This is a genomic window from Arthrobacter oryzae (assembly GCF_030812315.1).
Classification (GTDB): domain Bacteria; phylum Actinomycetota; class Actinomycetes; order Actinomycetales; family Micrococcaceae; genus Arthrobacter; species Arthrobacter oryzae_B.
The window spans coordinates 163,607-188,511 of sequence record NZ_JAUSSM010000009.1 but is presented as its reverse complement, the minus strand read 5'-3'; the positions used below and the strand labels follow the sequence as shown (position 1 = coordinate 188,511).

24 protein-coding genes and 1 pseudogene are annotated in these 24,905 nt (G+C 65.1%); 12 read left to right on the top strand and 13 right to left on the bottom strand.

The features are described from left to right. Window positions 1-119 precede the first annotated feature (119 nt). Both J2S97_RS18070 and lepB read left to right on the top strand, forming a co-directional pair. Window positions 120-1,355: a multidrug effflux MFS transporter gene (locus tag J2S97_RS18070; protein WP_307051323.1), complete on the top strand. Its 1,236-nt coding sequence runs from the start codon at window positions 120-122 to the stop codon at window positions 1,353-1,355. A 12-nt stretch (window positions 1,356-1,367) separates the two neighbouring features. Next, window positions 1,368-2,099, top strand: a complete 732-nt coding sequence (gene lepB, locus J2S97_RS18065; RefSeq protein WP_307051322.1) for a signal peptidase I — start codon at window positions 1,368-1,370, stop codon at window positions 2,097-2,099. On the opposite strand, the gene J2S97_RS18060 is transcribed toward lepB, so the two are convergent. From J2S97_RS18060 to J2S97_RS18035, 6 genes are all read right to left on the bottom strand, one after another. After that, on the bottom strand, window positions 2,041-2,985 hold the full coding sequence (locus J2S97_RS18060; protein ID WP_307051321.1) for a nucleotidyltransferase family protein: 945 nt from the start codon (window positions 2,983-2,985) through the stop codon (window positions 2,041-2,043). The genes lepB and J2S97_RS18060 overlap by 59 nt on opposite strands. A gap of 4 nt (window positions 2,986-2,989) precedes the next feature. Further along, entirely contained in the window at window positions 2,990-4,600 is a 1,611-nt protein-coding gene (locus tag J2S97_RS18055) for a polysaccharide biosynthesis tyrosine autokinase (protein WP_307051320.1), read from the bottom strand. A 94-nt stretch (window positions 4,601-4,694) separates the two neighbouring features. Further along, window positions 4,695-5,909 carry an ATP-binding protein gene (locus tag J2S97_RS18050; protein WP_307051319.1) on the bottom strand — a complete coding sequence of 405 codons (1,215 nt, stop codon included), beginning with the start codon at window positions 5,907-5,909 and terminating at the stop codon, window positions 4,695-4,697. 43 nt (window positions 5,910-5,952) lie between these two features. Then, a complete protein-coding gene (gene pqqD / locus J2S97_RS18045; RefSeq protein WP_307051318.1) occupies window positions 5,953-6,234 on the bottom strand; it encodes a pyrroloquinoline quinone biosynthesis peptide chaperone PqqD in 282 nt (93 codons plus the stop codon). Further along, window positions 6,231-6,758 (bottom strand): hypothetical protein, encoded by a 528-nt coding sequence (locus tag J2S97_RS18040; protein ID WP_307051317.1) that lies wholly within the window; start codon window positions 6,756-6,758, stop codon window positions 6,231-6,233. The genes pqqD and J2S97_RS18040 overlap by 4 nt, the downstream gene beginning before the upstream one ends. A gap of 513 nt (window positions 6,759-7,271) precedes the next feature. After that, window positions 7,272-7,856, bottom strand: coding sequence for a hypothetical protein (locus J2S97_RS18035; protein WP_307051316.1), 585 nt, complete (start codon window positions 7,854-7,856; stop codon window positions 7,272-7,274). Window positions 7,857-8,103: 247 nt separating this feature from the next. On the opposite strand from J2S97_RS18035, the gene J2S97_RS18030 reads away from it, so the two are divergent. From J2S97_RS18030 to J2S97_RS18005, 6 genes are all read left to right on the top strand, one after another. Next, the gene (locus tag J2S97_RS18030) at window positions 8,104-8,730 is read left to right on the top strand and encodes an arsenate reductase/protein-tyrosine-phosphatase family protein (RefSeq protein ID WP_307051315.1); all 627 of its coding nucleotides are present in this window, start codon (window positions 8,104-8,106) and stop codon (window positions 8,728-8,730) included. 52 nt (window positions 8,731-8,782) lie between these two features. Beyond that, window positions 8,783-9,916, top strand: coding sequence for an LCP family protein (locus J2S97_RS18025; protein ID WP_307051314.1), 1,134 nt, complete (start codon window positions 8,783-8,785; stop codon window positions 9,914-9,916). A 77-nt stretch (window positions 9,917-9,993) separates the two neighbouring features. Continuing rightward, the gene (locus J2S97_RS18020; RefSeq protein WP_307051313.1) at window positions 9,994-10,140 is read left to right on the top strand and encodes a hypothetical protein; all 147 of its coding nucleotides are present in this window, start codon (window positions 9,994-9,996) and stop codon (window positions 10,138-10,140) included. An 8-nt stretch (window positions 10,141-10,148) separates the two neighbouring features. Further along, window positions 10,149-10,352, top strand: a complete 204-nt coding sequence (locus tag J2S97_RS18015; protein WP_307051312.1) for a response regulator — start codon at window positions 10,149-10,151, stop codon at window positions 10,350-10,352. 654 nt (window positions 10,353-11,006) lie between these two features. Further along, window positions 11,007-11,984 carry an arsenic resistance protein gene (locus J2S97_RS18010; RefSeq protein WP_307051311.1) on the top strand — a complete coding sequence of 326 codons (978 nt, stop codon included), beginning with the start codon at window positions 11,007-11,009 and terminating at the stop codon, window positions 11,982-11,984. Window positions 11,985-12,338: 354 nt separating this feature from the next. Next, window positions 12,339-14,573 (top strand): S9 family peptidase, encoded by a 2,235-nt coding sequence (locus tag J2S97_RS18005; protein ID WP_307051310.1) that lies wholly within the window; start codon window positions 12,339-12,341, stop codon window positions 14,571-14,573. An 83-nt stretch (window positions 14,574-14,656) separates the two neighbouring features. Here the strand turns inward: J2S97_RS18005 and J2S97_RS18000 are convergent, their stop codons facing one another. The 5 genes and pseudogenes from J2S97_RS18000 to J2S97_RS17980 all read right to left on the bottom strand — a co-directional run bounded on the left by J2S97_RS18000 (window position 14,657) and on the right by J2S97_RS17980 (window position 18,024). After that, window positions 14,657-15,841 (bottom strand): metallophosphoesterase family protein, encoded by a 1,185-nt coding sequence (locus J2S97_RS18000; RefSeq protein ID WP_307051309.1) that lies wholly within the window; start codon window positions 15,839-15,841, stop codon window positions 14,657-14,659. 166 nt (window positions 15,842-16,007) lie between these two features. Beyond that, window positions 16,008-16,463: an SRPBCC family protein gene (locus J2S97_RS17995; protein WP_307051308.1), complete on the bottom strand. Its 456-nt coding sequence runs from the start codon at window positions 16,461-16,463 to the stop codon at window positions 16,008-16,010. Between the two features lie 122 nt (window positions 16,464-16,585). Beyond that, window positions 16,586-16,883: pseudogene (locus J2S97_RS17990) on the bottom strand (DsbA family protein); the annotation flags it as partial. After that, complete coding sequence (locus J2S97_RS17985) at window positions 16,880-17,701, bottom strand: cation diffusion facilitator family transporter (RefSeq protein ID WP_307051307.1); 822 nt, start codon at window positions 17,699-17,701, stop codon at window positions 16,880-16,882. The gene J2S97_RS17985 and the pseudogene J2S97_RS17990, both read right to left, overlap by 4 nt. Continuing rightward, window positions 17,698-18,024, bottom strand: coding sequence for an ArsR/SmtB family transcription factor (locus J2S97_RS17980; RefSeq protein WP_307051306.1), 327 nt, complete (start codon window positions 18,022-18,024; stop codon window positions 17,698-17,700). Before J2S97_RS17980 ends, J2S97_RS17985 begins: the two co-directional genes overlap by 4 nt. Window positions 18,025-18,165: 141 nt before the next feature. Here J2S97_RS17980 and J2S97_RS17975 point away from each other — a divergent pair, with 141 nt between their 5' ends. The 4 genes from J2S97_RS17975 (at window position 18,166) to J2S97_RS17960 (ending at window position 22,982) form a co-directional block, all read left to right on the top strand. Further along, a complete protein-coding gene (locus tag J2S97_RS17975; RefSeq protein ID WP_307051305.1) occupies window positions 18,166-18,372 on the top strand; it encodes a hypervirulence associated TUDOR domain-containing protein in 207 nt (68 codons plus the stop codon). A gap of 4 nt (window positions 18,373-18,376) precedes the next feature. After that, entirely contained in the window at window positions 18,377-19,579 is a 1,203-nt protein-coding gene (locus J2S97_RS17970; RefSeq protein ID WP_307051304.1) for an NAD(P)/FAD-dependent oxidoreductase, read from the top strand. A 145-nt stretch (window positions 19,580-19,724) separates the two neighbouring features. After that, window positions 19,725-20,480: a peptidoglycan-binding protein gene (locus tag J2S97_RS17965; RefSeq protein WP_307051303.1), complete on the top strand. Its 756-nt coding sequence runs from the start codon at window positions 19,725-19,727 to the stop codon at window positions 20,478-20,480. Window positions 20,481-20,516: 36 nt separating this feature from the next. Continuing rightward, window positions 20,517-22,982 (top strand): hypothetical protein, encoded by a 2,466-nt coding sequence (locus J2S97_RS17960; protein ID WP_307051302.1) that lies wholly within the window; start codon window positions 20,517-20,519, stop codon window positions 22,980-22,982. A 48-nt stretch (window positions 22,983-23,030) separates the two neighbouring features. On the opposite strand, the gene J2S97_RS17955 is transcribed toward J2S97_RS17960, so the two are convergent. Together J2S97_RS17955 and J2S97_RS17950 are read right to left on the bottom strand one after the other, a co-directional pair. Then, window positions 23,031-23,588, bottom strand: a complete 558-nt coding sequence (locus J2S97_RS17955) for a GNAT family N-acetyltransferase (RefSeq protein WP_307051301.1) — start codon at window positions 23,586-23,588, stop codon at window positions 23,031-23,033. 81 nt (window positions 23,589-23,669) lie between these two features. Next, on the bottom strand, window positions 23,670-24,482 hold the full coding sequence (locus J2S97_RS17950; RefSeq protein ID WP_307051376.1) for a glycosyltransferase family 2 protein: 813 nt from the start codon (window positions 24,480-24,482) through the stop codon (window positions 23,670-23,672). Window positions 24,483-24,905 lie beyond the last annotated feature (423 nt).

The window sequence follows — 24,905 nt, the reverse complement described above, 5'->3', positions numbered from 1 at the left end:
GGGAGCCGCCCCAGGGAGGTACTGCCAGAACCCGGATAAGCAGGGCACTCGCTACGGATGATGCGGCCCTGTTGCATTGAAGGTGAACGGGTTATCCCCACAATGCGAACGGAGCCAGCGTGACAGCCATCGACACACCGACGTCCACACCTGCACAGACCGTCGGCCGCCCACTGGCGATCGTCCTCGGCCTGCTGACAATCTTCGGTCCGATCTCCATGGACCTCTACCTGCCCGTTCTGCCGGCGCTCACCGCCGAACTGCAAAGCACGACGTCGGTGGCCCAGCTGACCATCACGGCCTGTCTGCTGGGACTGGCGATAGGCCAGATCATCGCCGGCCCCCTCTCGGACCGTTTCGGCCGCCGGACACCGCTGCTCATCGGAGTCATCGCCTACACGGTCACCTCGGCCCTGTGTGCGCTCAGCCCGACCGTCGAAACGCTCATCGCCGCCAGGTTCGTCCAGGGCCTCGCTGGCGCTGTGGGCATCGTGATCGCGCAAGCTGCCGGTCGGGATGTCTACTCCGGCGGCAAGCTGCTCCGCTACTACGGCCGCCTGACCGTCCTCGGCGGGCTTGCCGCGATCGTCGGCCCCGTCATCGGAGGCCAGCTGGCAACCGTCACGGACTGGCGCGGAGTCTTCCTCTTCCTCGCAGCAGTCGGCGTCGCCATCCTTGCGGCATGCCTGCTGGTTTTCCGGGAGACGTTGCCGGCAAACCGGCGCACCACGGGAGGCCTCTCCCACACCCTGGGCGCCTTCCGCCGCCTGCTAGCCGACCGGGTGTTCGTAGGCGCGGTTCTGGTCACCGGCTTCACCTACTCAGCCATCTTCGCCTACCTGAGCGGAGCGACCTACATCCTCCAAGGCGTGTACGGGCTCTCACCCCAGGGCTACTCATTGGCGTTCGGACTGAACTCCCTGGGTTTCGTGATCTTCGGGTTCATCGCCGGACGCCTGTCCGAACGATGGTCCGAACGGGGCACGCTCGCCGTGGGACTGGTCATGGCCCTCACCGGGGCCCTGGGCCTGCTGGCCACGGCACTCCTGCACCTGCCGCTGATTGCGATAATCCTGTCCCTGTTCACGATGGTCAGCGGCGTGGCCGTGACCAGTCCCCCGGCCACCTCCCTTGCGCTCAAGGACTATCCCGACATCGCAGGCACAGCCTCGTCACTCCTGGGACTGGCGCGGTTCGCGTTCGGCGGACTCGCCGCACCCCTGGTGGGCATCAGCGGCGCCAACGACCCGGTACCGTTCGGCCTCGTCACAGCCGTCGCCGCAGCGGCGGCAGCACTCAGCCTGGGGCTGGTGCGGACGAGCAGGGCCAGTAGGCTCGTGGCGGGACCCCGGTGATAGCTTGAGAGCGTGAAAACCAGCACTGGCAATAGGCTTCCGCTTTGGGCATCCGTCCTGCTCAACATGCTTATCGCTGTGGCTGTTATCGCCCTGGTCCAAGCCTTCCTGGTGAAGGTCTACCGGGTCCCCTCCGGATCAATGGAACAGACGTTGCAGGGCTCCGAGGCTGGAGGGGACCGCATCCTGGTCAACCGGCTCGCCTATGCGGGCAGTTCACCGCAGCAGGGCGACGTAGTAGTTTTCACCAGACCGGATTCATGGAAGCAGGAATCTTCGGTGCCCGACAGTGGCGGGATGGGATCGGTGGCACGCGCCTTCGGCGACTTGACTGGAATCGGTGTTTCCAACGAGCAGTTCCTGGTGAAGCGGGTCATCGCCGTAGGCGGCCAGACAGTCAGCTGCTGCGGCAGCGACGGCAGGCTCAGTGTGGACGGCCAACCGTTGGACGAACCCTACATTTACAATGACTACCCGTTTCAGGCAGGAGTCCTGAACTGCGGCACGGTGCCGAGTTCCGCCCGCTGCTTCCCGGAGTTCGCGGTCCCCGAAGGCCAGCTGGTGATGCTGGGCGACCACCGTTCCGGTTCAGCGGATTCAGTGGTGGACTGCCGGACGCAGGCCGGGAATACTGCGTCCGGGAGCGCGCCGTCAGATTGTGTCCGGACGGTAACGACCTCTTCTGTTATCGGTGAAGTGGCCCTGCGGATCTGGCCGCTGGACCACGCCGGCGGAGTTGGCTGAGGTCCCGCGCTATCTGTGGAGCCGCGCGCAGGAACCGGCCCCACCTGGCTTTGTGCAACCGGAACCGGCCACGCAGCGACAGGTCTGCATAGATGTTGCCGGTCAAAAAGAGCTCCGTTGGAGGGAAGATCGCGCGAAAAAGGATACCAGGTTTTTCCCGCAGTGGAGCCTGAACCATTGCGATAATCCGACCACTGCCCGACTCTCTTGCCATCAGGCGGTTGCTCCACTCAGTGGATGGTTCGGGCCACTGCACCGCTGCTGGATCCGGAACGAGATCCTCCAGGAACGGCCGCATGGCCGCAAGAGAGCCTGTGGCAGCAGAGGCTTCCAAGATCGTGGCAGTGTGCGATTCCTTTTCCACTAGGTCATGCAGGAACTCAAGTTCCTGTCGGCACGCCGGCAATTGCGGTGAACGGAGGGAATGCAGGGCAAGGATGAGGATCCCCAGCGCCCTTGACGGAACCTGCACTTCCTGCCCGGCAAGTTCCAAGACCTCCGTGCGCGCCCACATCACATCGAAATTGTCACCGGGCGTACCCTCCATTCCCGGAAACCGGTAGTGGACGTCTATACAGCAGGGCCAGGACGGATGGTCGAGCGTAATGGAGTGATTGGGAAATATCCTTTCGTCATGTGCAATGACCCGCTCCCGCCAGCCCCGCTCCCGCAGCCCTGAAATGAGCGGCTTGAGGTCCGCCGGAGGGACAAAGACGTCCACGTCCGCCGAAGTCTTGGGCAGGCGCAGCCCTTGGATGACGCTGGCCGGGCCCTTGATAAAGAACGCCTGGATTCCCAGGCTGCCGGCCACGCGTGCCACCAGCGCGTGGCCCAGAAGCACGGCTTCGGGAATGCTCAGCTGCGTTTCATCTGCCGGGGTTGGCACGGGCCTAACCCTTAACCCGGCGGCCAGCCGGCACGGGTTCCAAACCGCCAGCGTCTTCGTTGGCCCACTGGGCTCCGCGCAGAGTGGCGCCCGGGAGGGCGGTTTCAGGCACAGCCTCGGATTCAGGCAGTGCTGGTTCGGACGCGGACGTGTAGGTCCCGTAGTAGGAGTAGGCGTCCGTTCCGCGGCTTGGCACATAATTGAGGACGGCGCCCAGGACGCGGCCCTTCACCTTATCCAGGTTTCCAAGGGACTGCCCGAGCTGCTCCTGGGTGGTTTTGCCGGTCCGGATCACCACGATGGCACCGTCCGCGGCGCGGGACAGAACGGCGGCATCCGTGACCGGAAGCAACGGCGGGGCGTCGATTAGGACGATTGCGTTCTGGGCAAGAGCCTGGAGCATGTTCTTCATGGCCCGGGACCCGAGGAGCTCGCTGGGATTCGGGGGAATGCGGCCCGACCCGAGCACGGAAAGGTTGGGGAGGGCACCCCAGGGCTGTAGGACGTCCTGTAGTTCAGCAGCGCCGGTCAGAACGTCGGTGACGCCGGCTCCCGGAACCAGGTTGAAAACATCCACCAGCGTGGGGCGGCGGAGGTCGCCGTCGACCACCACCACATTCTCGCCGGCGGCCGCCATGGTTACCGCCAGGTTGGCCGTGACGGTGGACTTGCCTTCCGCCTGCATGGAGCTGGTGACCACGATGATCCGTGGCGGCTGGTCAACGTCCAGGAAGCTGAGGTTGGTACGAAGTTCGCGGAGGGCCTCGGCCATCGCGCCGCCGGCGTCGTGTAGCTGCGTAGCAGCGCCTGCGTCCAGGATGGTGCTTTTGCCGTCCAGGCGATGGTCCACGGGAAGGGTGCCGATCACGGGAACGTCGAAGAGCCGCTCGATTTCCGCGGCGTTGCGGATGCGCCGGTCCAGGTGCCGGCGAATCAGTGCATAGGTCACACCAAGGGCAAGTCCGATGAGTGCGCCAAGGGCCAGGGTGAGCTTGACGTTGGGGGAAACCGGGCTGGTGGGAAGGACTGCCTTGCCCAAAGGGAGGACCCGCACTGCTGAGGCCGTAGCTGCTGCTGGCGTTCCGACGTCGACCGTTGCTTCCGAACCGGACGCAGCAGGCGTCTCGGCGGGAGGCGCTGTCTCGATCGCCTCCACCTGGGCCGCGAGGCCGTTGACCCACGCGTCGGCCACTCGCTGGGCTGTGGCCGGGTCCGGCGACTGGGCTGTCACCCGGATCTCTGCGGTATCCAGCGGAACTTTCACGCTGATGGTACCGAGCAGGGCGTCTGCTGTGGTTTTCAATTCCAGGGAGGCGATGACCCTGTCTGCCACGAGCCGCGATTTCGCCACGGACTCGTAATTCTTGACCTTAGCCTTGGCCAGGCTGTCACCGGCAAGTGAAAGGCTCACGTTGTCCGATCCCGGGGTGACCACAATGCCGCTTGAATCAGAGGAGTAGATCTTGGGCTGAAGAACCGTCCAGCCGAACGCAGTCAACGTGGCCATGAGCGTGAAGGCGACGATCGCCTTCCAGTACACCCTGACGACGCGCAAATAGTCTGAGAGGTCCAGGCCGGCCGGAGTTTCCCCGCTGGCGGCAGTGTTAACGCTCATGGTGGTTCCTTCCACTCATTTGAAGTCAGGTGTTCATCAGTCCGGTCGTCGTTGCCCGGTTCCTGCGTCGAGTGGTCCCCCACCCGGTTGGCGGCTATTCGCCGCCCTGTTCCAAAACCGATTTAGCGATGAGCTGTCCCACTGCTGCGGCGACTGCTGCCCGGTAACCTTCCGGCCGTCCGTGCACGCTCCCCATTTCGTTGGCCAGGTGCTCCAGCGGTACTGCGCTTGCTGTGGCCTCCCAGATGGCCGGTCCGATGCCGCTTAGCCGCACGATCTCCGTATCCAGCATCACCAGCAGGTCATCGCCGACACTCACCGCATCCTTTGCTGCTGCCCGCCGGATCCATCCGCCGGGGATTGATCCAGGCTCGGCTTCGATTCCGGCGGCTGCCCACTCCGGCTTCGATCGACGCCGCTTCCGGAAAAGCGGTTCCAAGGCCTGAGGCAGGTCCGCGGCCTCCGAATAGGTCACCTGCCAAACGCCCCCAACGCTGTCAATCAACCGGCACAGCGATTGGAGCGGCTCGTCGATTTCGGCCTGCGAGGACGAATCCGGAACCAAAGCCAACAACGCATCGGCCAAGGGCAGCTGGCGCAGGACCGGAGCGGCTGGACGATACTGACCGTCAGGACCCAGTTCCGCCCCCTGGTCCGCGTCTACCCGGTCCAACAACACGATGGACTGGATGTACGGCTTGGCCGGCGCCGGTTGGAGCCCCAGTTCGTCCGGACCCACCTGTCGTTTGGGCGTCCCGGGTTCCTGCTTCACGGACAACGGCTTGGGGTAGGGAACCACCGATGCGTCCGGGCCGATGGCAATGGTTTCGTCCGAGATATACCCGTACTTCCCGGCCAACACCGATGCTGCGGTGGTTTTGCCCGTTCCGGACTTGGCCACGAGCGCCACGACGGCCCCGGTCTCGAGCGATGCCACTCCGCAGGCGTGGAGCATCATCAGCTCGCCGGCGTTCTCCAGGATGGCGGCAACCGTGAGCCGGGACGTGAGGTTCTCAGCCAGCTCCTCAAAGGAGGCTGCCTGCAGGGCGAATGTCCCGCCGCCGTAGGTCATCGATAAATAGGAGACAGAAGCAGAGAACGGCAGTGATTCCGGGGGTTCCTTGGGCAGCGGAGGAAGCGAGGGAGCCCCGCCGCTGGCACATCTCGCCCAGGCCTTGCGCATGCTGTGCTGCTGCTCCTCCGTAACCGACCGTCCCCAACGAACGGCGAACTGCGTGCCCAAGACGTCCAGGCAGAGCAGGTTGCCCGCGCCGAGGAGTTCCTCGAAGTGCCGCGAATCCCACGCCATCTGTATATTCCCGCCGCTCATGATTCCCCCGGATCTAACGCTGCTAGTGCGAAGTTTTGTGAGCAGCTTCGATCAGCCGCTGTGCTTCAAGGCTTGCCAGGAAGGCCTCAACCTGATGGGCCAACTGTCCGGCCGCGTCCTCGAAGGCAGCCTCCAGCTCGGCGATGACTTCGGCGTGGTCGCGGCGGCCGTCGATCAGTTCCCAAATGGCCGCGGCAGTGCCGTCCAGGACCACCGGCTGGGTTGCATCCAGGTGAAGCAGCGCAACCCTGCCGGCTGGTTCAGTCCGGACTTCTGCAACGAGGGTGCCGTGGCGCCAGATCATTTGAATCTGATGGTGAGGTTTGTCTCGGCGCGAACTGCCGGAGAGCCATTCAAGAGCACGGTCATCAAGTAGGTGTATTCGTCGGTGGGCTTCGGCTTGTTGGGAGCGCTGTCCTCCAAGTTGAAGAAGCCCACCGAAATGTCGATGGCCTGGCCGGTGCCCGTGCCGGCGGAATATGTCGTAGTAGAGGTATTGCCGTCGAAGGCGCTCGTAGAAAACATGCTGGCAGGCTGAATTCCGATCCTTGCGTGCACAGTGCCGACTGGGGTGATGATTATGGTTCCGCTGACGGCACCGATGAGGCCCGAGATCCGGAAGCCCGTGGGGGCGGTGCCACTGCGATTCCCTCCGCTGTAGGTCACGGCTGAACCAGCGCCTATGAAGGTCACCGTCGGGCCCGAAGCCGACGCCGCCGGAGCTGCAATAGCGGCCGCGATGACCGGCAGGGACCACGCCGCACCCTTTACTACCGCTCGGCGGTTGAGGCCCGCCTTCTTGACATTTTGATCCACGATTTCTGACATGTACGTCCCCAGATTTCTTGTCACCGAGACCTGCCCATATGGCACGCCCTTCGCCTGAACGGCCTCTGCACCGACTTGGGAATACTGTCTCCAACGGACCTTCGGAATTTCTGCAACTATCAGTCAAGATCTCCTCAAGATCTCTCACGGACGCTTTTGCAGTTGTCAAATCGATCCGCGGAGGCGGGATTGATCGGGTGCGTCGGAGGCCGCTTCGAGCCGGGTACGGCGGACGCGCAGCACCGCGTAGCCAACCGCCAGAATCATCACAGCCAGCAGCATGACAGCCAGTCGGTGAGCGTCGACGCGCCCAGCTGCATGAGGTCCGGCAGGGCAGTTCAGGCTCGACGGGCGTGGTGGCGGGAGGAACTGGTCCGGCTGGTCCGGCCACGCCGGCCGCTCGCCCACAGGCTGCGGCCGTGGAGTACATCCGGCAGGCCAGCCCCTGAATGGCGGACTCAGGAGATCCGCCCTCTCCAAGGTTAAGCCGCTAAGGGTCCCCGGACAGCGGTCCTAAAGACTAATGAGGGAGCTGGAAACCAGAATTGTCGGCGTCTGCTTCCCATGCTCCTGGAAAGTGATCACTGCGGTCACCGAGAAGTCGCGGTGACCGTTATTCCCGCCGCAGTATCCGTAACCGTCGATGGCGAAGTCCACCTGCGCGAGGCCCGCGGTAGCGGCATACATGAGATCCGCCGTGAACGTGCTACCGCTCAGTTTCAACCTCGGCGAAGCGCATGCTGTGCCCACACCTATGGATGAAAAGGACAGCGCCACACCGTCGGTCACCGGAGCAAGGCGACCGACCGGCGAAACCGACGTCACCGGCGCTACCGGGCTCAGGGTCATTTGAACGCTCACAGACCCGGCGAGGTCGCCGAGTCCACGCAGGCTGAGCGTGACGGGGACCTTGACGGCGGGCCGCAGGTGGCCGGCCTCATTGGGATGCGTGATCGAAGGAATGGCCCGAATGCCTGAAACCAGAGCGGCGGAAGCCTGCGTTGCCACACCTACCGGGACGGACCATGCGCCGTCCCACGTCGCCCTGCTACGGGTGGCTTCGGCAGGATCCGTGGCGCGACATGCGAGTTCTGACATCTTCGTCCCCCATAACATCCGGTTGGAGATCCCTGACGGACCTCCCAGCTGCTGTGGCCGGGGATCTTCACCGGTTGACTCCACTGTGCACACTGCACCTCTAGTCTCCCTCAGCCGAACCGCAAGACTCGGTCAATATCTGCGGATACCTCTGGCGATTCACCCCCGGACCGGAGGTGCCGTGCGTGTTAAGTTGAATATCCGGGATCGCACCGATCTGCCAGCAACTCCGGAAAGAGCCCTCACTGTGGAATCGCCAACGCCCGTACGGATCCTGACAGTCTGCACGGGAAACATCTGCCGCTCCCCCGTGGCCGAACGCCTGCTGCAGGCCGGCCTGGACCAGGTCCTGCCCGGCGGCTTCGAAGTGCGCAGCGCCGGCACCCGCGCCATGGTGGGCAGTCCCATCCAGCCGCTCTCCGCCGACATCGTCCGGATGTACGGCGGCACGGACAAGGGTTTCGCCGCGCGGCAGCTGACGCCCAAGATCCTCCGCGACACGGACATCGTGCTGACCATGACGTCCAAGCACCGCGGCGAGGTGCTGCAGCTGGACGCTTCCCTGCTCAAGCGCACGTTCACCATCCGCGAGTTCGCCCGGATGCTGGAGGCACTCGAGGAACGCGACGCCGCCGGGGAAACCTCCGCTGAAAAGGCGTCCGGCGAAAAGGCGTCCGACGCCGGCACGCTGTGGCGCGGGCTGTCCGCCCGCCTCGCCTCCGTCCGGCACCTCGCCCTGGCCGCGGACAGCGCCGACAACGAAGTGATCGACCCCTACAAACGTGAGCCCGAGGTGTACCGCCAGATGGAAGACGAACTGGCCCCGGCCATCCTCACCATCCTCCGCTACGCCCGCCTCAACACGCCCACATAAACAGGACCTTCGGCGTCGTTCTTTTCGGTGTCCGCGGTGGTACCGTCCGGATATGGACAACCAGTCTGATCCGGAAAGGGCGGCTGAAAACAAGCCGCCGTGGGGAATTTCCGCATGGCTTCCCGCCTGGCTGCGCCGGCAGCCCACCTGGCTCAAAGCGGTCCTTGCCATGGTCCTGGTGATCGCCCTGGGCAGCACCGCCTACGCCTTCTCGCAGGTGGGACGCGGCGGAGCGCCCGCCCCCACCGCCAGCGCGGTGGCGACGGCGGAAGGCGCCACCGCGCCGCCGCCAACGGAGGCTCCGGCCCCGGCGCCTGCCCCCGCACCGCCACCGGCACCTGAACCGCCGCCTGTAGCCATGAACATCCTGATCATCGGAAGCGACAGCCGCGGCGACTCGCGGGCAGAGGAAGCCCAGGCCGCCGCCGGAACACCGGCCGATCAGCGCGCCGACGTGCTGATGCTGGTCCATGTTCCCGCCGACCGGCAGAAGATCTACGGAATCTCCCTCATGCGCGACATGTGGGTGAACATCCCCGGCCGCGGCGAAGCGAAGATCAACGCTGGCCTGGAACTCGGCGGCATCCCGCTGATGGTCCAAACCGTGGAGTCGCTGTTCAGCACCCACATCGACCACACCTTAATGGTGGACTTCCCGGGCCTGTGGGCCGCCACCGATGCCCTAGGCGGCGTGGACGTGAACGTCACCGTGCCCTTCACCTCCACGCACGACAACCGGCACAGCTTCCCGGCCGGCATCAACCACCTCACCGGCGGCCAGGCCCTGGAGTTCGTCCGCGAGCGCTATGCGTTCGTCGACGGCGACTTCCAGCGGATCCGCAACCAGCAGACGTTCCTCAAAGCAGTGATCAGCAAGTTCATGAGCGCCGGCACCCTCACCAACCCGGCCACCGTCCTGAACGTGGTCAACGCCGTGCGGCCGCACTGGACCGTCAGCCCCGGCCTCACCGTGGAAACCATGGCGCGGCTCGGCTTCAGCCTGCGCGAGGTAGGGCCGGAGGACGCTATCTTCTTCCGGCTTCCCGACGGCGGTTTCGGCTTCAGCACCACCGGGCAGTCGATCGTCTTCCAGAACCCCGCCGCGGTGGGCGCCGTGTCCGCCGCACTCGCCAGCGGCACCCTGGCGGACTACGTGGCGACCAACGGGTTTCAGGGCGGTAATTGAGCGTTCACCATTAGGACGCCATGGCGACACCGGGCGTAAGCTAAGGGCCTACTGAGGGGGCTGGGGAGCTGATGGGAATGCACGCGCATTGCGTGGTGATTGAGGAGGATCCGGACATCCGGAGCCTCCTTTCCCTTGCACTCTCCCGGGCCGGCTTCGAGGTGACCACCGAGTCCACCGGCGTCAATGCCGTAGCTGAGGACAAGGACCTCTGGAGCTGGTAACGGTGGACGTGGCCCTGCACGATCTCCTGGGCAACGACGTACTGCACGCTCTCCGTGGGGTCTCCCGGGCGCCCATCCTGGTGATCTCGGCCCGCGCCGAACCTGTGGACCGACTCACGGCCCTGGAGTCAGGCGCCAGCGCCTACCTCACCAAACCGTTCCGGCTGCGCGACCTGCAGGACCTGGTCCACACCCTGGCGCCGGCGAGTTAGCCGGGATTCGCCAACTCCATGACCAACTGCAGGCGATTAGGTGCCTACACAGCTGGTTCGTGGTGATGGAGTTCTGGCGGACGCCCGCCGTCGTAAGTGCCGTCGTCGTGTGCGCGGCCGGAAGTCCGCCGCTTAGGCGGCGAGGCTCATGGCCCGGCTCCTCATTCCTCGTGCCGTCTCGGAGCCCATTGATGCGGGAGCCAGGACGCTGATGTTGCATTCGGACTGTAGCGGGTCGATTGACGCCGGGAGGTGGTGCGATTTCGAACATGCCTGCAGCTGCTCCATTGCAGCTGGTTCAACACGTGCGTGGCTTACATCCACAACGAGGTGGAGTCCTTCTCTCAGGTGGTTGGCGCGCTTTACAACTACATACAGTGCCTGGAGGCTTTGAGCCGTCACATGACCCTGTGCTGCTACTTCTGCTTCACCACAATCGAGGTCGAGCCGGACTAGAACCTTGAGCTTGTCGTTCAAGTGCTTCCCCTATTCATGCATGGCCGCGACGCTGCGACCTCGTTTAGCCTATGGGTCCAATGTGACCTACGCAACACCCCGCGTCACATGCGAGTGGAGTCGCGTTACGAACGGCGCGGGCTGTTGAAGCGGGCTGCGCCGTGGGGTAATGGGTCGCCTACGATGGAGCCGGTGAGGATGAGGACGTTTGTGGCACGGATGGAACGCCACCAGATCGGCCTGTATCTCGCCGCAATCGCCGCCGGCGTGGGCGCGGGTTTCCTGGCGCCGAACTCGGCCTCAGTTCTGGAACTGGCCATCAATCCGGTGCTGGGGCTGCTGCTTTACGCGACGTTCCTGGGGATTCCGTTTGCGTCGCTGGGCCGGGCCATACGTGACCTGCGGTTCATGGCGACCGTGCTGGTGCTCAACTTCGCCGTGGTGCCGCTGGTGGTCTTTGGGCTGAGCCGGTTTGTTGCCGGGGACCAGGCGCTGCTGCTGGGCGTGCTGCTGGTGCTGCTGACACCGTGCATCGACTACGTGATTGTGTTCACCGGCCTGACCGGTGGTGCCAGCGACCGGCTGCTCGCGGCTGCGCCGGTGCTGATGCTTGTCCAGATGCTGCTGCTGCCGGTGTATCTGCTGCTATTTGTGGGCCCCGGCGTCGTGTCCGCGATCGACCCGGCACCTTTCGTGCAGGCCCTGGTGGGGCTCATCATCATCCCGCTGGCCCTGGCCGCGCTGACGCAGCGACTGTCTGGCAAGTTCTTGCCAGGCCGCCGGGTCATGGCAGTTATGCAGGCCCTGATGGTCCCGCTCATGATGGCAACCCTGGCCGTGGTGGTGGGTTCGCAGATCGTGGGCGTGGGCCGGGGGCTGGGCTCACTGCTGGCGGTGGTGCCGCTCTACGCTGCATTCCTGCTGGTGATGGCGCCGCTGGGCCTGCTCGCAGCCAGGGCTGCCCGCCTGGAGGCCCCGGCAACCCTGGCCCTGGTGTTCAGCGGCGCCACCCGCAATTCCCTGGTGGTGCTCCCGCTCGCCCTGGCGCTCCCCGAGCCGCTGGCGCTTACCGCGCTCGTCGTGGTCACCCAGACCCTTGTGGAACTGCTCGGCATGGTTGCCTACGTGCGCTTCCTGCCGCTGCTGGTGCCAGCCGATTCGCGGCTCCGGCACTGAGGCGTGGACGTTCGGTAGCGCTGAGGCATTTCACGTGAGCTAAGGGCCGGCGGCGCCTGGGGAAGCCTCGGTCTCAGAAGGCTTGTCACCGCCGGCCCAGCTCAACGTGATCCGGAAAATAATCCGGGCCAAGTATCGATCCGGCGGGGCCTTCCCAGGGGGACCTGGATGTCCGTCGACCGACTCCTAAAGACTATTTACAGCCGTCATTCCGTTCTTGAGTGACGGCTACTTGTCTTTAAGTTGCAGAAGTGACGCTGTGTGCAGGGCGCTACCCACGGCGAAAGCGGACCACTCTATACCCCCGTAGCGAACGCGGGTGCCCGCAGCGGAATAGCTTTATATATTGAGTCAATGACCCAGACTTCAGTGCAGCATCCTGCCGACAACACCCCAGCGGCCGCCGCCCCCGTAGCCAGGAAGGTCCCCACGGAACGGATCCACCACGGCGACACATTCGTGGACAACTACGAATGGCTGCGCGCCAAGGAATCCGTGGAAGTGGTGGAGCACCTCAAGGCTGAGAACGCCTACCAGGAGACCGTCACCGCCCACCAGGAACCGCTCCGCGAATCGATCTTCCAGGAAATTAAGGGACGCACGCAGGAGACAGACTTGTCTGTCCCGAATCGCAAGGACGGCTGGTGGTACTACACCCGCTCCGTGGAGGGCAAGGAGTACGGCATCCAGTGCCGGGTCAAGGCCCAGAACACCGGGGACCCGGTGGCTGACTGGACGCCCCCGGCGGTGGAGGCCGGCGTCGAACTTTCCGGTGAAGAAGTCCTGCTGGACTGCAACGTGGAAGCTGAAGGCAAGCCGTTCTTCGCGGTGGGCGGGACCGCCGTGACAGTGGACGGCAACCTCTACGCCTACGCCGTGGACAACGCCGGCGACGAACGTTTCACGCTGCGCTTCAAGGACCTGCGCACCGGTGAAATGCTGCCGGACGTCATCGAGAACATCTTCTACGGGGTCTCCTTCTCCCCCGATGGCACCCGCCTGTTCTACTCCGTGGTGGACGACGCCTGGCGCCCCTACCAGGTGAAGTCCCACGTGCTGGGCACGCCCGTCACCGAGGATGAGGTGCTGTACCAGGAGGACGACGTCGCCATGTGGCTGGGCTTCGACCTGTCCTCGGACCGGCGCCACCTCGTGCTGAGCATCGGCTGCTCGGAGTACAGCGAGACGCGGCTGCTCCGGTTTGATGACTACGACGCCGGACTCAGCACCGTGATCTCCCGCGACGAACGGGTCCTGTACGAGGCCGAGCCTTTCCTGTTGACGGGTCCGGACGGACAGAAAACAGAGAAGATCCTGGTGACGCACAACCGGAACGCCATCAACTCCATGGTGTCGCTGGTGGACGCGGCCGAGCTGGCCAAGCCGCTGGCCGAGCAGGAGTGGACCACCGTCGTCGCGCATTCCGACCAGGTGCGGGTCAACGGCGCGGGGGTCACCGCCACGCATGTGATTGTGTCCGTCCGCAAGGACACCATCGAGCGCGTGCAGGTGCTGGCGCTGGCCGGACTGGGTACACCGTCGCAGGGCGACCCGGTGGAGCCGGCGTTCGACGAGGAGCTGTACACGGCCGGTGTGGCGGGGTCGGACTACGAGGCGCCCGTGATCCGGATGGGCTACACGTCCTACTTCACGCCGTCGCGCGTGTACGACTTCGTGCTGCCCACCGCTGCTTCGCCCGCGGGCGAACTGCTGCTCCGCAAGGAAAGCCCTGTGCTGGGCGGCTACTCCCCTTCCGACTACGTGGCCACCCGTGAATGGGCGACGGCGGCCGACGGCACGCGCATTCCCCTTTCGGTACTGCGGCACGCGTCCGTTGCGCAGGATTCCTCGGCAGCGGGCCTGGTGTACGGGTACGGCTCCTACGAGCTGAGCATGGACCCCGGCTTCGGCATCCCGCGGCTGTCACTGCTGGACCGCGGGATCGTGTTCGTGATCGCGCACATCCGCGGCGGCGGCGAGCTGGGCCGGCACTGGTACGAGGACGGAAAGAAGCTGCGCAAGAAAAACACCTTCACGGACTTCGTGGCGGCCACCGACTGGCTGGCCGGCTCCGGGTGGGTCTCGCCGACCCGGATCGCAGCAATGGGCGGCTCCGCAGGCGGGCTGCTGATGGGCGCCGTGGCCAACCTGGCACCGGAAAAATACGCCGCCATTGTGGCCGCCGTTCCGTTCGTGGACGCGCTGACCACCATCCTGGATCCGGAGCTGCCGCTGTCCGCCCTTGAGTGGGAGGAATGGGGCAACCCGATTACGGACCCCGAGGTCTACGCGTACATGAAGTCGTACACCCCGTATGAGAACGTGCACTCGGTGGCGTACCCGAAGATCGCGGCCGTGACCTCGTTCAACGACACGCGCGTGCTGTACGTGGAGCCTGCCAAGTGGGTGCAGGCCCTGCGTTCAGTTTCCACCGGGACCGAGCCGATCGTCATGAAGATCGAGATGGACGGCGGCCACGGCGGAGCCTCAGGGCGGTACGTCCAGTGGCGCGAACGGGCCTGGGACTACGCCTTCGTGGCCGACTCCGTGGGTGCAGTGGAGCTGCTGCCGGGGGCCGGGCTGAAGTAGGGTTTCCTGCCCGGGGAGGCCGGCGATTTGCCACTAATGGCCGGAATGCGTCGGGCATTCCGGCCATTTTTGTCAAACGGGTGTTAGCTCTGCGCCGGGTCCAGCGGCTTGGGCACGATGGGCTGGTCATTGGCCGTGAGGTCGATGCCCAGATCCTTGGCGAACACCAGGCGGGTGTCCTTGTAGATTCCCGGGTGGCCCTCGTCCAGTTCGAAGACGCGTGCGCCGCGGAGCCGGTTCCGCTCAGCGCCGGAGAGTCCGTAGGCGCCGAATCCTGTTCCTGGTGCGTAGCCCAGCTGGACCCCGTAGTAATTCCCCACGTAGGTGTTGACGTGGTCGTGCCCCACGAAGTACCCCAGCACGTCCCCGCGTTCCAGGAAGGCGCTGAACAGGCCGGAGTTGATGGGTCCGGGGCATTCGTCTTCGTTGCGTTCGCCCACAATGTTGTGCTTGGTGAGCGCCCGCGCGTGATCTGCCTCCGTCCGTGAGTCCAAACTGGCGAACCACATGTTGCGGTGCTCGTGAAGCGCGATGTGGCCCCACATGAGGGACGGGATCTTCTTGCCGTACTTGGTCTCGGTGGCGATGGACTGGTTCCGGTACCAGGTCACCTGGTCCATGCGCACCCAGTCCCAGTCCGGGTAGCCTGCGAAGTCCTGGCCGTTGATGGCGTCCGGGGCGTAGCGGCCGGTGTCAATGAGCCACAGTCCAAAGGCCGGTGCCTTGGTGCGGGAGGACTGCACCAGCAGTTGCGAGTTCGACGTACCTGTCAGGCCCGGCGTGGAGTCGGCGTTCAGGTTGTACTCGTAGGTCTGCAGGAACTGCAGCATCTTGGCTTCGGTCATGCCCGTCTTCTGCGCGGAATCCTCGTCGTGGTTGCCAAAGGTCACGGCCCAGGGGATCTTCCGGCTTTCCATCGGCTGGACCACGTGGTTGAGCGCCTGCTTGACCTCCAGCTCGGAATCCATTCCGCCGTTGACCACATCGCCGTTGATCACCACGAAGTCCGGCTTTTCCGCATCCAGGGTCCGGTCCATGAGTTCGATGGTGCGGCGGTCCGTCTGCTCGTCGTCCTGGGTGTCGTTGAACTGAACGATCTTGAACTTGCCGTCAGGGCGGAAGACGAGGCTCGGCTTCGGCGCCTTGGCTCCGGGCGCTGCCTGGCTCCCGGTTGCAGCGGCCACGGTGATTCCCAGTGCCCCGAGCGTTCCGGCAGCGGCCAGCGCCGCGCGTCTGCTGAGTTGGGGCTGGTGGATGGTGGTTTTCATCGAGACCTCTCCTTGCTGATGCAGTGATGCGGCCGCAATTCCGGGCCGCCGTTATGCCCAGACAGTAGGAGAGGGAAGCGTCCCGCCCTTAAACGGGCGGTGAACGCACAGTGCTGCCCGGTTCCGTGATTGCACCGGACGTGATGGTTCTTGCCGCAAGTGGCGGTTATCCGCCGTCCGGGTGCTCGGCCAGCAAATCGGCAAGGGTCTCCAGGTTCGCACGGACCGTCCTGGTGTGGGCCTTCTGTACAAACGGGTCGGCCAGCTTGCCGAACACGCCGCCCAGGCCGGATGGCGCATCGACGCGGTACGTCAGGCGTGTCCCGTGGTCCTGGGGTTCCAGGCTGTAGGCGATGGTGAAGTCGAATTTGCCATCAACGGACTGGATCACCGTCCTGTTGGGCGGATCGAAGTACGTGTTCTCCGTGACCCAGTCGAAGTGCCTGCCCATGATCTTGCTGGTGCCCTCGGACCGGGTTCCCACTCCAACAGGTCCGTCGCCGATCTGTTCTGACCGGATCACGGACGAATCCCACACGGGGACGTTCTCGCTCCTGATCAGGTAATCGAAGACTTCCTGGGGCGGGCGGGCGATGAAGACACTCTCTTCTATAACGGCCATGGGATTCTCCTGGGGAACGGCCTGATGACGGCATTGCTCGGCCGACAGGTAGGCTCAGCGCCAGTGTGGTCCGACGCCGGCTGAGGTGTCAACGTGCTGCGTCGGCTCGGCGAGTCCGACCTGCCCCACTGCGGCTGGGTCTCAAACAGCTTGGCAGCCATCTGTTCGTACTTCCCCTGCTGAGCGGCGGCTTCACATTCGAAGTCCAGAAACTCCACCAGCTGGGCCTTTTCCGTCGCCGGGTTCGTGAGGCGGTGGCTGTCCTCCCGGACGAGCTGGGCGTCGGCGACCGCCAGAGGCGCGCCGGGGCGGGTTTGTTGGCGGTCAACGCGGCGTACCAGATCACTCCGGCACCGACGAGGACCGCAAGGCAGTCCAGATGGCGATGCGGACGTTCCGCGCGACAGTGACGGCGCTCATCGATCAGCCGCTTTCGTTCCTAGGGTCACAGCGAGCGGCACGGACTTGATGTCTGCCTCGCACCCTGCGCAGCATGAACCGGCTACTTCCGTCTGCTCAACGACGACCGGGGCAGTTCCAGCCACGTCCGTTGCCGGGGAGACGGCAGGCACGCAGCAGTCATCGTGCTCTTCAGCTTCGTCCGCGGTGTGCGGGATGGCGCAGCAGGCTTCGCCACGCCAAGCGTTCATGCCTTCCCGAACCGCAATACCCGCGATGACGAGGGCGGCCCCGGCGTCGGCCCACCACCAGCCCAAGGCGCTGTTCAAGACCAGGCCGACCAGCAGGACGGCGGAGAGGTAAGTGCAGAGCAGTGTCTGTTTGGAATCGGCCACGGCCGTCCGGGAACCGAGTTCCCGCCCGGCCCGGCGCTGCGCCCAGGACAGTAAGGGCATGATCGCTAGGCTCAGCGCGGCAATGACGATCCCGGGGGTGGAATGCTGCGCCTCTTCTCCGCCAGTCAGGGCCCGGACTGCGTCCACGGTCACGAATGCGGCGAGGGCGAAGAAGGAGATCGCGATGATCCGCAGGGTCAGGTGCTCTCGCCGTTCCGGGTCTTTGGCGGAGAACTGCCAGGACAACGCCAGGGCAGACGTCACCTCAATGACCGAGTCCAGGCCGAAGCCGGTCAGCGCCGAGGAATCAGCGACACCGCCCGCCCAGAGCGCCACCACCGCCTCGATGAGGTTGTAGCTGATGGTCGCAGCCGCGAACACCCGGATCCTCAGGCTCAGCACGGCACGGCGTTCCGGGCTTGGTGCGTGCAGCAGCGCCGTCACGGGAAACACTCCCCGTCCGGTGCGCAGCAGGCCGGATCCACCGCAAGGACAACACCAATCAGGTCCTTGATCGCGTGACCGAGCCGGGCGTCCGCCAATTCGTATCGGCTCCGCCGGCCATCGGGAACGGCAACAACGAGGCCACAGCCGCGCAGGCACGTCAGGTGATTGGACATGCTCTGCCGGGAAACCCCAAGCGAATCCGCCAGATCCGAGGGATAGGACGGGGTAGCCGAGAGGGCCAAAAGGATCCGGGCTCGGGTGGGGTCCGAGACCGCGTAACCGAACCTGGCCAACACGGGAGCGGAGGTGAGCGTTTCCATGCCACCAAAGTACATCTGACGATGTATTCACGCAAACGTGTATATAGGAACCGGTACAACAAGCCCGTGACCCGCGAAACTAACCATGCTTACTATTGTGTGCACCGCCTTTCCAGTCCGGGTCCAACCGAAGGAGAAGACATGTCGCTACGCAAGGGAACGTCCGTGGAATGGAACACGCCCCAAGGACCCACCCACGGCAAGGTGGTGGAGAAGAAGACCAGCGACTTCGAGCTGGAGGGAAACCAACACCGGGCCAGCGAGGCGGAGCCACAGTACATCGTGGAGTCCGCGAAGACCGGTGCACGCGCCGCCCACAGGGCGTCCGCCCTGACCGAGAAGGACTAGTGCGATGACCGCCCAGGAGCACCACGACGTTCTGATCATCGGCGGCGGAAACGCCGGAATCTCCCTGGCTGCACGCCTGCACCGTTATGGCGTTACTGACGTGGCCGTGGCTGAGCCCAAGGATCACCACCTCTACCAGCCGCTGTTCTCCCACATTGCCGGCGGCCGTGCCAAAGCCTCCGAGGCTATCCGGTCCCAGGCCTCGGTCACGCCGCCGGGGGTAAAGTGGATCCGGGACGGCGCCAAAGGAATCGACGCCGCCACCAACACCGTGACGCTTGCCTCCGGCGCCCAGGTGACCTATGGCCAGCTGGTGGTGTGCCCCGGCCTGCAACTGGACTGGGACAAGGTTCCCGGGTTGGCCGATGCAGTCCACTCCCCGCACGGCGCGTCCCATTACGAGTTCGAGCTGGCTCCGAAAAGCTGGACCTTGCTCAGCAGCCTCAAGGCGGGCACCGTGGTGTTCACCATGCCTGCCGGGCCCATCAAATGTGGAGGCGCCGCCCAGAAGCCCATGTACCTGGCCTGCGACTACTGGCGGGAACAGGGCGTCCTCGATGACATCCGCGTGGTGATGGTCCAGCCCTACCCCACCGTGTTCGGCGTCCCGGGTGTGGATGAGGAGCTGGACCGGAAGGTGGCCGAATACGGCATTGAACTGCGGCTCAACAGCGAACTGGTCTCCGTCGACGCAGCTGGCCGGACGGCGCGCATCCGGAATAACTCCGCCGGTACCACCGAAGATCTCAGCTACGACGTGCTGAACGGGGTCCCGCCGCAGTCGGCGCCGGACTGGCTCAAGCGCACAGACTTGCCGGCGCCGGGAGACGCTGGCGGCTTCGTGCAGGTGGACCCGGAAACCCTCCGGCATGTCCGATACCCGGACGTTTGGTCCCTCGGCGATGCCGCCGCGACCACCAACTCCAAGTGCGGCGGCGCACTGCGCAAACAGACCAAAGTGCTGGCCAGGAACCTCATGGCGGCCCGCAACGGAGCGCCGCTGACCGCGAAATACAACGGCTACGCGGTGTGCCCGTTTACCGCATCCCGCTCAACCGTGGTTTTCGCCGAGTTCGACGATCAGTACCAGCCGATGCCGACCATCCCGCGTATCCCCACGTGGAAGGAGAGCCGGGCCTCCTGGGTGGTGGACCGCGACATCTTTCCGCAGGTGTACTGGAACCTCATCCTCAAGGGCCGGGCCTAGGCGGGGAAAAGAGCGCGATCATCAATAGAGCCGATCGGTGTACCAAAATATGATCACCATGCTTACTATTGACTGGCATTAGGCACATCGGTGTAGGAACTGCTCACTGGGGGCAGCGGCGACCGTGCCGGAACTGGAGTTTCGCATGAGCACTGAACAGGGATTGACCCCGCTTACCGACGATGAACTCATGGCACAGGGCGGGACGGCGCTCCCGGACAAGGAAGTGGCCTCCGTCCTTGACCTGAACGCCGACCTGGACCTGGGCATCAACGCCGCGGCACCCATCGACCTCGCAGTCGCCGCCAACGCCAACGTCGCAGCCCCGATCGACGCAGCGGCATCCGCGAACATTCTTTCGTTCGGGTCCGAGGCCCAGGCCCTTGCTGACCAGGGCGTCATCATCGACCAGGGCATCACCGCCGACGCCACGGCCGACTCCACGCAGGACAGCACCATTGACCAGGGGGCAGGCACGGCGGACGGGGAAGCGGTTGACGGCGGGACGCCGGACACTGCAGGGGAAGCGGTCGACGGCGGGACTCCGGCGTCTCCGGGCGACGGCGCGGTGGACGGCGGCCAGGTACTCGACGGCACGCTCCCGGATGGCACGCTCCCCGACGTCGGCGCCTTGCCTGTTGATCCCGCCGCGGCACTGGACGGGGACCTTCTGAACGTCAATGTTGATCTCGCTGCCCAGGCCGACATCGCGGCGCCGATCAACGGCGCCGTGGCAGCCAACGCCAACGTGGCCGCACCGATCGACGCCGCCGTGGCTGCCAACATCGGTTCCATCGACAGCGATGCATTCGCCGTGGCCCAGCAGGACGCCATCATCAGCCAGCACATCGACGGCGAAGCCACCGCTTCGGCCGACCAGCAGTCCGACCTGCGGCAGTAGAGTCCGGAAACCACCTCCCACAATGAGCATGCCTTAATGAGCACGATGCAAGGCGGGCCGTCCCAGCTGGACGGCCCGCCGCCTTCACCTGCGTCCGCCGCGGGCGGCGCCGACAGCCTGCCCGAAGCCTTCCTGCCCGATGTTCCTGTCCGGGCCGACGGCATTGAACTGATCGGTGAAACGAAGGGTTCTGGCTACCGTGAGCCGCCCTCGCTGGTCCGCAGGGCAGATGGCCAGGCCATCCAGCTGACACGCCTGCTCTATTTGGTGCTGGAAGCGGTGGACGGCAAGCGCACCACCGGGCAGATCGCCGATTACGCCAGCACGCGCTTCGGAAAGTTGGTCAGCGAGGACAACGTCCGCACGCTGGTGAGCTCCCAGTTGCTGCCGCTGGGATTGCTCCGGCTGGCCGACGGGTCGCAGCCGGAGGTCAGGAAGGCCGACCCGCTGCTGGGCATGCGCTTCCGCTACACCGTGACGGACCCGGAGCGCACCCGAAAGCTGACGGCTCCGTTCGCGGTGCTCTTCAACCCGCTGATCGTGGTGGCCGTGTGCGCCGCCTTCGCCGCCGCCTGCTGGTGGGTTCTTATGGTCAAGGGACTCGGATCAGCAACCCACGATGCCTTCGCCAACCCGGTCCTGGTGCTGCTGGTCCTGGCCGTGACCGTGCTGTCCGCCGGTTTCCACGAGTTCGGCCATGCCGCCGCCGCACGCCGCGGCGGCGCCACGCCGGGAGCCATGGGTGCCGGCCTTTACCTGATCTGGCCGGCATTTTTCACCGACGTCACCGATTCCTACCGGCTGGGCCGCGGCGGCCGGATCCGTACGGACCTGGGCGGCCTGTACTTCAACGCGATCGTGGCCGTTGCCATCATGGTCCTCTGGTGGGCAACAGGCTTTGACGCGCTGCTGCTGGCAGTGGTCACCCAGATCCTGCAGATGATCCGGCAGCTGCTGCCCCTGGTTCGGTTCGACGGATATCACATCCTGGCCGACGCCACCGGCGTCCCGGACCTCTTCCAGCGCATCAAACCGACCCTGCTGGGACTGCTGCCGTGGCGCAGGACAGACCCCGAGGCCCAGGTACTCAAACCGTGGGCCCGGGCCGTGGTGACCGCCTGGGTGCTGGTCACCGTGCCGCTGCTGGTCTTCAGCCTGGTCATGATGGTGCTCTCGCTGCCACGGCTCCTGGGCACGGCGTGGGCCAGCGTCCTCAAGCAGCAGACCGGGCTGTCCGAGAGCCTGGCTGCCGGGGACATCGCGGGCGCCGCTGTACGTGTGCTGGCGATCGCCGCCGTCGCCCTGCCCATTCTGGGCATTTTCTACATCCTGTTGCGGCTGGTCCGGCAGCTGACCGCCGGGCTCTGGCAGAAGACCCGCGGCAAGGCGCTGCAACGGGTCGCGGCAATGGCTGTCGTCGTGGCCGTGACCGCGGGCCTGGCCTGGGCGTGGTGGCCCGGCGCAGAGACGTACCGGCCGGTCCAGCCGTACGAACGCGGCACCCTGGCCGATGTCACCACGGCTGTGTTTCCGACGGCGTCGTACTCGGGGCTGCGCGAGGGCCAGGGCGGGAAGACGGTGGCGTTGTGGCCTGCGGGTGCCGCGAAGCCGACGCGTGAACAGCCCCAGCTCAGCATGGTCCTGGTGCCCCGCACCGGTTCAACCGGCACAGCCACTTCCAGCGCAACCGGCGCCGACACTTCCAGCGCAGCCGGAGCCGCCGCGGCGCCGTCGTGGGTGTTTCCCTTCGACAGGCCTGCGGCCCCGGAGGAGGACGGCAACCAGGCCCTCGCGGTGAACACGGAGGACGGTTCTGTGGTGTACGACGTCGCGTTCGCGCTGGTGTGGGCGGAGGACGGCGAAACCGTGGACACCGCCAACGAGGCCTACGCCTTCGCCAGCTGCACCGACTGCGCGGCCGTCGCAGTGGGCTTTCAGGTGGTCCTGATTGTGGGCCAGGCGGATGTGATTGTGCCGGAGAACCTGTCCGCCGCCGCGAACTACAACTGCGTCCGCTGCCTGACGTACGCGCTGGCCAACCAGCTCGTGCTCACCCTGGACGGACCGCTGAGCGACGATGGCATGGCAAGGCTCGACGCGCTGTGGGCGGAAATTGCCGAGTTCGGGCGCAACCTGCAAAACGTTCCGCTGTCCGAAATCCAGGGACGCCTGAACGCGTTCAAGGAGCAGGTCATGCAAATTGTCCAGAGCGACCCCAGTGCCACGAAGGGCGCCCGCACCTCCGCGACGCCGTCCCCGACCGCCACGCCGTCACCAGGATCTACGTCGGTAACAAGCCAAACTCCCTCGCCGGGAGCCGCCTTGCCTGGCGCGCCGTCCGGAACCACGACGGCGGTGCCTGCTCCCGGGGGGCCCGTCACCACGGGCGCAGCACCGGAAAGCAGCCCGGCGCAGGAAGCTCCCGCCACTACGGAGCCGACGCTTGCTCCAACCGCACCAGCCCCGACCACGCCAACGCCCGTGCCAACCACCGGGGGGTGAGCAGCCGGGCCTGCATTTTCGGGCCACAATCGACCAGTCTCAGCCTGATCACCGCGCCCGGGCAGCCCATTCATCGCGGAGCATCGCATAGACAATTTCCGTGGCCCAGTCACCCTTGTAGCGCCACTTGTCCACGTGTTTGGCCTCCAGGCGCATCCCCAGCCGCTCGCAGACGGCGGCTGACGCTGTGTTCTGTTCGTCCAGCTTGGCATCGATCCGGTGGAAGTCCAGGCCCTCGAAGCCGAGCTTGAGCACAGCCTCCGCAGCCTCGGTGGCGTAGCCGTGGCCGCGCGCACTTGGAGCCAGGCACCAGCCCACCTCGGCCTGGCGGTGGCCGGGAAGCCACTTCAGCACCACTTCGCCGATCAGGCCAGGCGAATCCGCAGCCTCGATGGCGAGCACCACCCAGTCGCCTTCCCGGTCGAAGGCAAAGTTGGCGTACTTGCCCACGCGTTCCATGCACTGTGTGTAGCTTTTCGCCGGCCCGGGCAGGAACCGGGCAGTCAGCGGCAGCGAGTGGTACCCATGGAAGGCGTCGAGGTCGGCGGCCTCGAAACGGCGCAGAACCAGGCGGGCGGTGCGGATGGGCAGTCTGATATCCGGCATGGTTTGAGGGTACCTCCTGCGATTCGCTGGGCTTGCCGCTGGATCTCTCCCAGGGCGCAGGGCGTGCCAGGCCTTAGTGCATTACTTCTTCACCACGTGGAATCCATTGACGGGCTTGAGGAGCGCCATCATGACGGCCGTCGCTTCCATTGCACTGAACACCGGCAACAGGACAACCTGGACTGCGGTCCACGCGCTTCGAGCGAGCCAGCCCGTGATCCCGTGCTCGTCGAGATTCGCCTTCAACCCCGTGAGATACAGGGTCACGAAAGAAGCGAAGGAGAAGTTGGCGAGGGCACGCACCCAGGGCTGAATCTCAAAGCCGTAGAAGAAGTGGACGATGGTGTACAGCACTGCGAACGGAGCGAGCGTCCAGAGCATGGTGTTGGCGCCGATGGCCAGGCGCCACCTCAGCTTCACGGGTGCGTGGATCGCAACCTTCATCAGGCCCTGGTACCAGCGCCGCCGCTGCCTGAGGAAGTCACCGACGCTTTGTGTTGACTGCTCTTCGAGGTACCCGTCAACCCACCGCGCACGCCCGCCCGCTTCCATGAGTTTGAGGGCCCAGAAGGCATCTTCGGTGATGGAACCGTGGGGTCCAAAATCGAATCCGACGGACTTCTCCACATCGTTGCGGACCACTATGTAGCTGCCGTGCAAGCCAAAGACCGTCCGGCCAAGCTTGTGCTGGAAGTGGAAGCGGGCAAAGTCGTCGCCGGTGCGCACATTGTCCGCCAGAGTCAGGAACGGGTGCTTCTTCCAGTCCCGGTGGTAGAGGAGGGCTCCTTGGCCCGCTCGTAGCCGGCCGCTTTCCTCTTCTTCCGGATCATCTGGGCTATGCCCTTTATGCCGGAGGACGTGGGTTGGGTTTCCTCGTCGAGGTGAACCAGCCAGGCGTCGTCCGGAATGTGGGAATTCTCGAGGGCGAACTGCAGTGCGCGCGCTTTGTAGAGCGAAGTATTTGCCGTTGCGTAGTTTCGCGGGATGACCAGGTACCTGATGGTGTCGCCCTGTGGAAGATCACCGACACCGGGGTTATCCTCGATGACGATTTCAACGAGGTAGCGGAAGAGCGGGGTTCTTTCCATTTCGGCAGCGCATCTCCGGATGGTGCTGGCCACCGCCTCCCGGTTGGTGCCGCGGGTGACTATGCGGAACACCACGAGCTGACTGATTGGTGCCACCGCATCCAGGTGGGCCGGGTGCCGGAACGACAGTGCCCCCAACAGTCCCAACAACCCGGGAATGACGGCGCCGAGCCATACAACACTGGCGGATCCCCACAGACTGTCTGCGAAGGTCACAGGTTTCACTGCC